This window comes from Leptolyngbya sp. PL-A3 (assembly GCF_039962325.1).
GTDB lineage: Bacteria > Cyanobacteriota > Cyanobacteriia > Elainellales > Elainellaceae > Vacuolonema.
Genome location: NZ_JAMPLB010000030.1, coordinates 82,440 through 92,242, shown reverse-complemented (window position 1 = coordinate 92,242; position 9,803 = coordinate 82,440). Strand labels below are relative to the sequence as shown.

At 45.6% G+C, this 9,803-nt stretch carries 11 protein-coding genes and 2 pseudogenes; 6 read left to right on the top strand and 7 right to left on the bottom strand.

Going from position 1 to position 9,803, the window contains the following annotated elements; translation table 11 throughout:
* A pseudogene (locus tag NDI52_RS21035) lies at nt 1–124 on the bottom strand (IS256 family transposase); the annotation flags it as partial.
* A gap of 153 nt (nt 125–277) precedes the next feature.
* Here NDI52_RS21035 and NDI52_RS21030 point away from each other — a divergent pair.
* Nucleotides 278–844, top strand: a complete 567-nt coding sequence (locus NDI52_RS21030; protein ID WP_190771786.1) for a YIP1 family protein — start codon at nt 278–280, stop codon at nt 842–844.
* On the opposite strand, the pseudogene NDI52_RS21025 reads toward NDI52_RS21030, so the two are convergent.
* Nucleotides 787–1,089: pseudogene (locus NDI52_RS21025) on the bottom strand (HPP family protein); the annotation flags it as partial. The gene NDI52_RS21030 and the pseudogene NDI52_RS21025 overlap by 58 nt on opposite strands.
* 62 nt (nt 1,090–1,151) lie before the next feature.
* Here NDI52_RS21025 and NDI52_RS21020 point away from each other — a divergent pair.
* The 4 genes from NDI52_RS21020 (at nt 1,152) to NDI52_RS21005 (ending at nt 5,994) form a co-directional block, all read left to right on the top strand.
* A complete protein-coding gene (locus NDI52_RS21020; protein ID WP_277874842.1) occupies nt 1,152–1,286 on the top strand; it encodes a hypothetical protein in 135 nt (44 codons plus the stop codon).
* Nucleotides 1,286–2,167 carry a transposase family protein gene (locus NDI52_RS21015; protein WP_190771788.1) on the top strand — a complete coding sequence of 294 codons (882 nt, stop codon included), beginning with the start codon at nt 1,286–1,288 and terminating at the stop codon, nt 2,165–2,167. The genes NDI52_RS21020 and NDI52_RS21015 overlap by 1 nt, the downstream gene beginning before the upstream one ends.
* A gap of 238 nt (nt 2,168–2,405) precedes the next feature.
* Nucleotides 2,406–4,316 carry a PAS domain S-box protein gene (locus NDI52_RS21010; RefSeq protein ID WP_190771789.1) on the top strand — a complete coding sequence of 637 codons (1,911 nt, stop codon included), beginning with the start codon at nt 2,406–2,408 and terminating at the stop codon, nt 4,314–4,316.
* Nucleotides 4,317–5,841: 1,525 nt separating this feature from the next.
* On the top strand, nt 5,842–5,994 hold the full coding sequence (locus NDI52_RS21005; RefSeq protein ID WP_206758173.1) for a hypothetical protein: 153 nt from the start codon (nt 5,842–5,844) through the stop codon (nt 5,992–5,994).
* Here the strand turns inward: NDI52_RS21005 and NDI52_RS21000 are convergent.
* Together NDI52_RS21000 and NDI52_RS20995 are read right to left on the bottom strand one after the other, a co-directional pair.
* Entirely contained in the window at nt 5,991–6,149 is a 159-nt protein-coding gene (locus NDI52_RS21000) for a sigma factor-like helix-turn-helix DNA-binding protein (RefSeq protein WP_190771790.1), read from the bottom strand. The two genes, NDI52_RS21005 and NDI52_RS21000, sit on opposite strands and share 4 nt — an antisense overlap.
* A 112-nt stretch (nt 6,150–6,261) precedes the next feature.
* Nucleotides 6,262–6,582, bottom strand: a complete 321-nt coding sequence (locus NDI52_RS20995; RefSeq protein ID WP_190771791.1) for a hypothetical protein — start codon at nt 6,580–6,582, stop codon at nt 6,262–6,264.
* A 290-nt stretch (nt 6,583–6,872) separates the two neighbouring features.
* On the opposite strand from NDI52_RS20995, the gene NDI52_RS20990 reads away from it, so the two are divergent.
* Nucleotides 6,873–7,076 (top strand): hypothetical protein, encoded by a 204-nt coding sequence (locus NDI52_RS20990; protein WP_190771792.1) that lies wholly within the window; start codon nt 6,873–6,875, stop codon nt 7,074–7,076.
* Nucleotides 7,077–7,173: 97 nt separating this feature from the next.
* On the opposite strand, the gene NDI52_RS20985 is transcribed toward NDI52_RS20990, so the two are convergent.
* The 3 genes from NDI52_RS20985 to NDI52_RS20975 all read right to left on the bottom strand — a co-directional run bounded on the left by NDI52_RS20985 (nt 7,174) and on the right by NDI52_RS20975 (nt 9,790).
* Nucleotides 7,174–7,449, bottom strand: coding sequence for a hypothetical protein (locus NDI52_RS20985; RefSeq protein WP_190771793.1), 276 nt, complete (start codon nt 7,447–7,449; stop codon nt 7,174–7,176).
* Between the two features lie 184 nt (nt 7,450–7,633).
* Complete coding sequence (locus NDI52_RS20980; protein WP_190771794.1) at nt 7,634–8,356, bottom strand: hypothetical protein; 723 nt, start codon at nt 8,354–8,356, stop codon at nt 7,634–7,636.
* A 207-nt stretch (nt 8,357–8,563) separates the two neighbouring features.
* Nucleotides 8,564–9,790 carry a glycosyltransferase family 4 protein gene (locus tag NDI52_RS20975; protein WP_190771795.1) on the bottom strand — a complete coding sequence of 409 codons (1,227 nt, stop codon included), beginning with the start codon at nt 9,788–9,790 and terminating at the stop codon, nt 8,564–8,566.
* Between the last annotated feature and the right edge of the window lie 13 nt (nt 9,791–9,803).

The window sequence follows — 9,803 nt, the reverse complement described above, 5'->3', positions numbered from 1 at the left end:
GTCGTTTGCTCAGTTGTTTGAGTAACCCCGATTCGCCCAGAATATCCTCTGGCGTCTGACAGTCTGCCAACAGCTCATCGAGCATCTCATCCACGCGGTTAGTCTCTTTTTTCTTTCGTGCCATGATGCGGTCTCCTGAATTAAGGGGATTTTAGACCGCTTACACAAAATCCTGATCACTCTCCATGTCTCAATTCAGTAAGGTATAGGAGAGAAATGTGGGATAAAGTCGCTTATTGCTCTCCCATACCTCACTAAATTAGGAAAGGATACACGTGTGAGTAAGCAGTCATTACAGAAACATTTATGGGCTACTCTCTGGAATGCGATCGCCCTTAAAGCCAATCTCTACGACAATGCTCGCAACACACCGAGAAACCATCGCATTGCTTTGACGATTGTTCTGCTAGCAGCGCTCTCTCATATGCTAGGAAGTTCGGTTATTTTATTGATCAATCGAGCTAGTGGTCAGGCTTTCTTCCTGGCACTACTCATCGACGGGTTAAGTATTATTTCAGGATATTACTTGTGGACATTGGTCATTCTAAAAGTGGGCCAATGGCTGAAGCCCATTGACCCAACCTACGGAGATCTGTTGAGCCCTATAGGGTTTGCCTATGCTCCACAAGTCTTCAACTTCCTAACCCTAATTCCGCTTTTAGGTCGTCCCATTGAGTTAGTCCTGGCAGCCTGGAGTTTGTTGGCCGCTATTGTTGCTACTCGCGAAGGGTTAGATATTAAAACACGTCAAGCTGCCCTGATTTGTATTCTTGGCTGGGTTCCTATTCAGATAGCGATCGGATTTATCCAATTACTTGAACAAGAAATAGCCAACACTTTTTGAGAATTTATCCAGTGTTTTGACTTTTGAGCAAGTATCCACAAGGATATGCGTTCCAGCACAACTAAAGTTGCTGTGATACCGACAGCGAGGCCAAAAAGAATTAAATTATTCTCATTCCCAACTCGCAATGCAAAGCTCAGCGATGTTGAAACCGCAGGTGGATGCACCACATCCATTAAAATCATGAGGATAATTGTCAGTACCATAGCGCATCCAGCAGCCCAATAACCTGGCCCTAATAATAGACTTAATCGGAAATAGTGTAGGCTAAAAGCCAGGTACAGAGGACAAGGACAGGGTAAGGACGATGCTGAGCTACCCCAAAGTGCAAAACAAACCACGTGTGCTGCAAAGCTTGACTGGGCTGAGCGTGAGCGAGTTTGAGCAATTATGGGTGAGCTTTGAGCGAGCATGGCAAGACTATTTAGGAGATTTCCAGTAATGAAATTACCCCCAGAATGTTGGTGCTGTGCCCGCTTCGCGGGCACAGCACCAACATTCTGGGTAAATTCTTATGCAGAAACCTCCTTAGAGCACCATCACATTCAGATCCCCAGAGCCAGACGCTATGGTGGGGGACGCAAGGCACAATTGCAGGATACCCGAGATAAGTTGCTGTTCATCCTGGTTTACTTTCGCCTGTATCCCACGCAGGAGGTGCAAGGGTTTCTGTTTGGCATTGGGCAACCTCAGGCGCACGATTGGGTGCATAAGCTCACGCCGATTCTGAATCAGGCCTTGGGATATGAGCAACAACTGCCCGAGCGTCGTCCCTGGCGGTTAGAGCGGGTGCTCCAAGAATGTGTGGGTTTGGAGTTGATCATAGATGCCACCGAACGACGTATTCCTCGCCCCAAGGACAAAGATGAGCGCAAGCAGCATTACAGTGGGAAAAAGAAAACCTTTACGGTGAAGAATCTGCTCATCAGCCAGCGTCAAGGCAAGGTGTTGTACCTGAGTGACACCTACGAAGGGAAGAAACATGACAAAGCGATTTGTGATGAGGAGGATTACCGTTTTCCCGAAGGCACCCAGTTATGGAAAGACACCCGCTTTCAAGGCTATGAACCCGAAGGTGTAAAGACGCATCAACCGAAGAAGAAACCCCGCAACGGCGAATTGAGCGAAGCAGACAAAGAGCGCAATCAGGAGATCTCACGGGAGCATGTCCAAATAGAGCATCACATTGGAGGCATCAAGCGGTGCAACATTGTGGTGCATCCGCTGAGGACCCGAACGGATCACTTTACCGATACGGTAATGGAGGCTGCTTGTGGCCTCCACAACTTCCGACTGAGTCAACGGCAACTAGCCGTTGCCTAATTGAAAGAGAGATGGAAAGAGCGAGCCCTTTTCCGTTAATCCACCTCCTTATTTCCGATTAAGTCTATTAGATAATCAATCGCAATTAGATAGCACATAAATTCTGATAAGCAACTTTCAAAGAAATGAGCGAAAAAGATTAAAGTATACTTAAGCATCTATCATACTCAGCAAATCCACTTAATACCTTGTCAGGGGACATTCGAGAGATCCGTCCACTCTGTGCGCTGTCTTGGTAATGATTACTCCAAAACCTCATCGTCGCAACACTCATGCCCAGCCGTTTCAATTGGAGAGCGATCGCTTTTTGAGCCTTTCGCTGGATATGATTTGCGTCATCAGTCACGATGGTTATTTCCAATATCTTAATCATCAGTGGGAAGAAGTTTTGGGCTTTTCCAAAACGGCGTTACTTGGTCATTCCTGGACAGAATTTATCCATCCCGATGATCAGAAATCAGCGCTCAATCACCTATATATTCTTTGTTCACAATCCATCTCTTCTGGCCACCTGATATTTGAGAATCACTATCGTTGCCGGGATGGTAGTTATAGGTGTTTTTTGTGGAATGCTGAATTTTGCCCAGAACAACAAACAATTTATGCTGTTGTTCGAGATATTACCGAATTTGAAAAATCCCGACATGCGCTGCGAGAAAGTGAAGAACGATTTCGTTATCTAGTTGAGAGCGTTAAGGATTACGCTATTTATATGCTCGACCCTAATGGCAACGTGATTAGCTGGAATCCTGGTGCCGAGCGAATCAATGGCTATACTGAAGCAGAAATTATTGGTCAATCTGTAGCGCAATTTTACCTGCCAGAAGATGTACGTGCGGGTAAACCCGCTTACGAATTGCAGGTCGCAGCAACCGTTGGGCGATTTGAAGACGAGAGTTGTCGGGTACGCCGTGACGGTTCTCAGTTTTGGGCACACGCTGTTGTCACAGCATTGAAGGATAAGCAAGGACAGTTGCGTGGGTTTGCCAAGGTAACTCGTGACATTACGGAACGAAAACAAGCTGAAGCCGCTTTGCAAAAAGCATACGATGATCTGGAACAACGAGTTCAGGAACGAACTGCTGAGTTACTAGAATCCAATCGCCTGCTGCGACATGAAATTGTGGAACGCCAGCAAGCAGAAGCCGGATTGCGCCAATCAGAAGCGCAATTGCGCCAACAAACTCAACAGTTACAACAAGCCTTGCAGCAATTAAAACAAGCTCAAGCGCAACTGGTACAATCTGAAAAAATGTCGAGTTTGGGGCAGTTAGTGGCGGGAGTTGCCCACGAAATTAATAATCCAATCAATTTTATTTATGGGAATATCGGCTATGCAAGTCAATATGCTCAAGATTTACTATACGTGCTGACGTTATATCAACAGTCTTTTCCTCAGCCTACTCAAGAAATTGAGGAAGCTCTTTCAGGGATTGATCTGCATTTTATCTTGAATGATTTACCAAAGTTGCTAAACTCGATGCAAGTGGGTGCCGATCGCATTCGTCAAATTGTTCTTTCTCTACGCAACTTTTCTCGGCTAGATGAAGCAGAGAAAAAGCCTGTAGATATTCATCAAGGTATCGATAATACGTTGATGATTTTGCAAAATCGCCTTAGTCCACAGTCTGCGTTTCCCACAATTACGGTTTGCAAAACCTATGGTGACTTGCCTCTGGTTGACTGCTATGCAGGGCAACTCAATCAGGTATTTATGAATATTTTAAGTAATGCGATCGATGCTTTAGAAGAACGAACTCACTTTAATCAGCAGCTTAAATTGAAAGATGATACTATCATTTCCACATCTTCTTCTGAGTTATGCTGTCCCCTGCCAAGCATTCACATTAAAACAGAACAACTCAACTCTGAGTGGATCGCCATTCGTATTACAGACAACGGATTGGGAATGACTGAGCAAGTCAAACAACGCTTGTTTGATCCCTTCTTTACGACAAAACCTGTTGGTAAAGGAACAGGTTTAGGACTATCGATCAGCTACCAAATTGTGGTGGAACAACATGGTGGAAACCTCAAGTGTCAGTCTGCTCCTGGGCAGGGAACAGAATTTGCGATCGAGATTCCAATCAAATCTAGTTGCTCCACACTGCTTATGACGACCAAGTTCACCGACTACAGAGGATTTTAAAATCTCCACCGACTATTTAACACGCTCGCCATTTTCTCAAGCCCGTTCTGCTTGCTGTCGGAAATTGGGCCGGAACGAACAAGACAGCCACGTTAAGACTGTCCCAGAACAATTCAAAGCACTGATAGTAGACGGTGATCGGCTGACCATAAATCCAGACGGTGGTTCTGAGGCCGGCTGTTGGCCGTACAGATTGCAGAGGAACCTTGCTGCCCCACCGGCGTGGACGGTTTTCGCCTGTGCTTGCTAAGACACGGATTGAGCGCCGCATATGCAGCCGTGGAAATTCGCCCTTAACACCAATTGAGCGCTTCTGGAAGTCTTTCAAGAGCCACCTCAAAAACAAAGCTTCTCGTCCTTACAAGCATTACGGGAGTACGTCCAAGAGTTATTTGACCAAATCACCTACGAACAGGTGATATCTATTGCGTCTTACGATTTCATTTTGGAAGGTCTTTCTATGCAGCTTCATATTGAATTGGTATAAGCAATGCCAATAGGGGCCTATTCCCCAAGCAGTTGTAAATAGACAGAAAAAACTGGGCCCTTCAAATCAAGCAATAAACAGCATGTCTTATCTGCGATTGCTCCATATCAATCGCCCGTACAAAATTTCTATTATTACAACAATGAGAAAACTTATGAGAACTTATGATGGGATTAGAAAATTTCTGAAATTTACTGGATTGCTCTGGAGAGAAAGGCATGATTGATGGAATTGACTAGCTTGTTTTGCTATATAAGAATCAGGATGAATCTATGAAAGCATTTCTTGAAAGTACCTTGTTTATTTCTCCGGAAGCTGTTCAATTAAGGAATCAAGAAATGATTGCTCTCTATGCGATGAATCGCTTGAACTAGCCAAAGAATTAGTTGATTTATCCTGAGGGAATTTTCAGCAACGAAATTACTTTCATGATGTGAGCGCTTTTGGACACAACACAATCAATAGCCTCAAATTTTACACCTCTCTAAAATCAAATTCTGGAAGCCCTATTTTTCGTAACGAGAAATGGGATTTCCAGGGTTTAGTGTAAGGCCTAGGGCTGCTACTACTCATCATATTTGGGGTTAATGAACTATATCCACTGCTATTGATGTCTTGTACTAAACTGCCAATACCGTTGCTATCTACTTGCCATGGCGATCGCCTCAATTTTCACCAAAACTGGGAAGATCCCAGAACTAATGTCGTATCTGTAGCCAACTAATCCTATGGCGCAACGTCCAGGGCCGAAAGGCTCGCTACAACCTCGACTGGAGTCTGCATTCATGCCCACCTGCGGCGATCGCCCCCGACCGGGAACGTTGCTATAAAGCCTTCTCAAACAGGAACTCGATATGGGTTTTGAGCGACATCTGGGTGCATCAGATTAATCGACGACCACGCAGACGCCGGCATCTGTTCTGACAACTAACAAACTCAAAGAAAAACCACGCTAGCCAGGGGTACGCCTCTGGCCTTTTTGTTGAAAGGCGATCGCCTCTTCCCCACTAACTCCCAGCCATTCTATGATTTACGATAATGTCTCTATCGGAAGGAGCGCACTTCGAAACTCAGGTTCTCTTGCAACGATGGAGCGATCGCTATGAGCAAAACCACGCTGAGATGGACGATGTTGTGCAGTATTATCTTTCCTTGGGGCAAAATTGGTGTTTATTCCATTCGAATTTCTAGAAATTGTCGCGAAGGGATTGCAAGTTCTGACTCAACTGCAAGAGACCTTTGCGAGTCCAAGTTTTTACAGTGCCCAGTGGAGCATCCAGAAATTGAGCAATTTCTGCCTGACTTAAATCTTCAAAATAGCTCAGCTCCAGAACTCGCCGCTGCATTAATTTGGTGTGTTGGCTTAGAATCTGAAAAATGCATAAGTGAACTCCTTGTGAATTGCCTTGAGATAGAATTAGTGAGCTATAGCACGATTTGCAAGGATTGAAAGGCTTATCATGCAGCGATCGGATTCGCTTCAATCAATTGCGTCTCGCTAGCTTCAAAAGGATCTAACGGTGTTGAATGAGAAAGATAAACACTGGATGATTCTTGATGAGCCAATTGCTTATCTTTACTGAGAGGATAGTGGAACGTGATTGCTGTATTGTTAGAACACCATTCCAATTCAGGTTGCGTCAATTTTGTCAGTAGAATGGTTAGCGTACTCTCAGGAATTTGCAGCACTTGAGCAAGGCAATCGATCCTGATAGGATAGCCCCACTCTGTATCATGTCCAGTTGCTTCTGCTGCTAAATCCTGCCAAGCATCAAACATCGCTAATACACAAGCACAATAGTTGACAGTATGAGCAGATGTATGGCGATATCGAGTTGCTTTTTAGTCTGGTACATCTTTTTCATGATTGTGATTCCTATGATTAAGTAAATGTAGGTTTGAGTCCAACTGGATGATCGTTTTGCTCATGTCTTTGTTGGTTGCTTGGATTACATTTACAACCATAAGCTAGAACTCAATGAGGGTCAGCCCTGGTAAAGCGAGGAGATCGGCAAGCAGAAAGCGAGGAAAAGCGAGGTCGGTAACTTTCTGTTGAGGTAAAAGGCCAAATGATTCCTAAATCTGAAAAAATCTTTCGACTCTTCAATCCCCATAATCCAACCGTTATACCCAAATCTTCTAATTGGAGTAGCCGTCACCACGCTATCGGGTACTGGTTTCTCACTCCTGATCCAGCTTATGTGCCTCTAAGCGGTCTGATAAATTTTCTGGAAGCTGATCTACTTCCGTTTGCATTGATTTTGGCAGCATAACGGGACGCGACCCGGCAACCACTACTGCGATCGTGCTGGATGCCCTGGAAAAAACGGGGCAATGGAAAATTTTTACAATCCCTGAGAAGCAACACACCTATTTTGCCTTCGTAAGCGGCAATTTGTTTCCATCAACCTCGACGGTGTCCTCGGATGAAAGAAAGTGCACGACGACCTTCGCTGTGACGGTGTGCTGGACGCCATCATGCTCAAGGCTGCCCTCAAGAGTGATATCGTGCGGAAGGATGCGCGACTTGCTAGCCACTTCTTTCCCATCTATCAATAACTTGAGAGTCTTGTTCCAGTTGTTACGCACTAGTTCGATGCTGTGCCCTTCATATGTACCAATATAGTGATCTCCTGTGATAGCCATAAATGCGTCATCCTGCCTGCAAGTGGCTTACCTACAAAATGTTATAGAGTTTACGTGTTGAAGCTGCCAGATCTGAGTATCTCAAATCGTGACTTTTCTGTAATTCTTCATTATTGCAATTCTTCTCTTTTTATCTTTTTTGAGATAAATTGAATTAGCTCCTGCAATTTTGGGTACCCAGGTTTTAGTAGGCCTGAGCAACTCTAATCGCCGCTTGCCAGCCCTCAGCGTCCTCCACCACCCAGGCAGCAGCGTCCGTTCCCTCGGGGGTCTGAAACCGCACGTAGAGGAGTTTACGTCCCAGAATCCGTTTCCCTAAATGGGCATTGACTAGGCGCACCTGCATGATCTGCGGCAGCGGAATACTAATATTACCCCGTGGAGCAAATTGACTGAACCACAGTTCCTCCGGAGTCAGAACCAGTACGCCGTTGCCGCGAATTTGTCCCCGACCCCGGGATTCTAAGCCAAAGAAATTCGCCGTCATTTCTGATCGCAGGATTTGTTGTGTGGGAAAGCGGGCTTGCATGCGTTCCCGTCCTGTGGTCTCCAGTTGCCGCGAGAGTAGGGTGAAAAACAGTGCTAGCAAACCTCCAACACCGATAATGATTCCAACTGTAATCAATAGTTCCAGCGTTGAATCGTTCATAGGATCATGCCATTCTCTAACGTCAAAGTTAACGTGCTCCGCTGTTGCTAGGTCTCTATGACTCGGCTGATTCAGCGGCTGCTTGGCAATCTGGCAGCGGCGAAACGCGTAAGATGGATCAACCGTGCCAGCAGCACAGGCAATGCTGAGATAGAAGCAATCGTCACTGCAGGCTAGATCCTGAGAGCAAAAATGTTCCTGGGTAATCACGACTTCTACTGGAGTACAGGAAACTTCCACAATTGCTCGATCAATCATTATCTCGCGCTGTAGTTGTGGAAGCATTTGGTATCTAACGGGCAACGGTATGAGTGATGTGATGTTTTGGAGCTGAGAAGGAGTAACGTTTGTCGTTTTGCTAAGAATGAGAGTGTTCATGGGAGCGAGTAAGGTATTTGTCATTCGTTGTTAGCTATTAGTGATTAATAATCAGTGGTTAGTAGACTACTAACAATTAACAACCCCTCAGGCCGCTTGAAAAACGTTAGCTGTATTACTCAACCATTGCAGATGTTGGGGCAAGAGTTGGGCTAAGTTGTAATGGTGCAAAATTGTTTGTCTTGCTTGCTCCCGTACATCGATGAATTGAGCCCGATGATCCAGCACCTCATCGACGCGGTCAGCGATCGCAGTGGGTGAAAAGAAATCAACCAATAATCCATTGCTGCCGTCTATAATCACTTCTCTAACAGGCTCGGTATTAGAACCAATGACTAAACATCCTGTTGCCATTGCTTCCAACATGGACCAGGACAACACAAACGGACGGGTGAGATAAATATGAGCAGACGAAGCTTGTAATACTTGAAGGTACTGATTGTAGGGAAGAGAGCCCGTGAAATGAAGACGATCGCGATCTAGAACCAGGCTATCCAACATCAACTGCTTATAGGTTTTACCGTCTGGCAACGCCTTACCGTAAACCACCCGATCATCTCCGACGACCACCACATGGCAGTTGGGTCGACGTGCCTGAATTAATGCCACTGCTTCCATAAATTGGGGAAAGCCCCGGTAAGGCTCCATGCCACGTGTGGAGTAGGTCACCACTTCATCAACGGTTGAAAGATCAAGGCCAATCGTAGGTAGCCTAAGCTTTGCACCTGCTTTGGGCCGAAAGAATGCGGTATCGACGCCATCATGACGCACCGTAATTTTGCTGTGAAATTCTGTTGGGAACTGCTGCCGTTGCCAGGACGTTGGCGATAGGCCGTAATCGCAACTGTAGAGATCCATCAGAATCGGCGCGTTTTTCATCCGAATTCGAGCTTCGGCATCGGCATCCAGTGGATCGGCGGGATCAAAATCTGCATCGCTACCATGAGCATGATAGAACCATTCAAAATAGCAACAGAGTTTGCTTTGCGGAAACAGATCTTTAATAAAGAGTCCCGGTCCCCAACCGGAATGGGCATACACAACATCAGGGATGAAGCCTGCTGCTTTTAATTGTTGTAAACTTCGATAAGCTGCCTGTCCCTGTAGTACTGCACTTTCCAGCGATCGTACATAATGATGAGTCTGCGGATGCACAGGACGCGATTCTTGGTAAATGACTTTATGAACACCCGGAATTCTTCCTTCATGACGGCTCGTTGCAAAGACAACTTGATTGCGTGGATCTTTGCCTAAAACAGTTGCTAGATGGCGAAACTGGGCAGGGAAATTGGAGTGCAAGAATAAGATACGCATCAGAGCTTTCCGT

What these genes read in the sequence shown, in the direction of transcription:
- NDI52_RS20985 (WP_190771793.1), bottom strand. Translation starts at nt 7,449, where the DNA reads ATGGCTATCACAGGAGATCACTATATTGGTACATATGAAGGGCACAGC.
- NDI52_RS21020 (WP_277874842.1), top strand. Translation starts at nt 1,152, where the DNA reads ATGCTGAGCTACCCCAAAGTGCAAAACAAACCACGTGTGCTGCAAAGC.
- NDI52_RS21015 (WP_190771788.1), top strand. Translation starts at nt 1,286, where the DNA reads ATGAAATTACCCCCAGAATGTTGGTGCTGTGCCCGCTTCGCGGGCACA.
- NDI52_RS20995 (WP_190771791.1), bottom strand. Translation starts at nt 6,582, where the DNA reads ATGTTTGATGCTTGGCAGGATTTAGCAGCAGAAGCAACTGGACATGAT.
- NDI52_RS20980 (WP_190771794.1), bottom strand. Translation starts at nt 8,356, where the DNA reads ATGATTGATCGAGCAATTGTGGAAGTTTCCTGTACTCCAGTAGAAGTC.
- NDI52_RS21010 (WP_190771789.1), top strand. Translation starts at nt 2,406, where the DNA reads ATGATTACTCCAAAACCTCATCGTCGCAACACTCATGCCCAGCCGTTT.
- NDI52_RS20975 (WP_190771795.1), bottom strand. Translation starts at nt 9,790, where the DNA reads ATGCGTATCTTATTCTTGCACTCCAATTTCCCTGCCCAGTTTCGCCAT.
- NDI52_RS21000 (WP_190771790.1), bottom strand. Translation starts at nt 6,149, where the DNA reads ATGCAGCGGCGAGTTCTGGAGCTGAGCTATTTTGAAGATTTAAGTCAG.
- NDI52_RS21005 (WP_206758173.1), top strand. Translation starts at nt 5,842, where the DNA reads ATGTCTCTATCGGAAGGAGCGCACTTCGAAACTCAGGTTCTCTTGCAA.
- NDI52_RS20990 (WP_190771792.1), top strand. Translation starts at nt 6,873, where the DNA reads ATGATTCCTAAATCTGAAAAAATCTTTCGACTCTTCAATCCCCATAAT.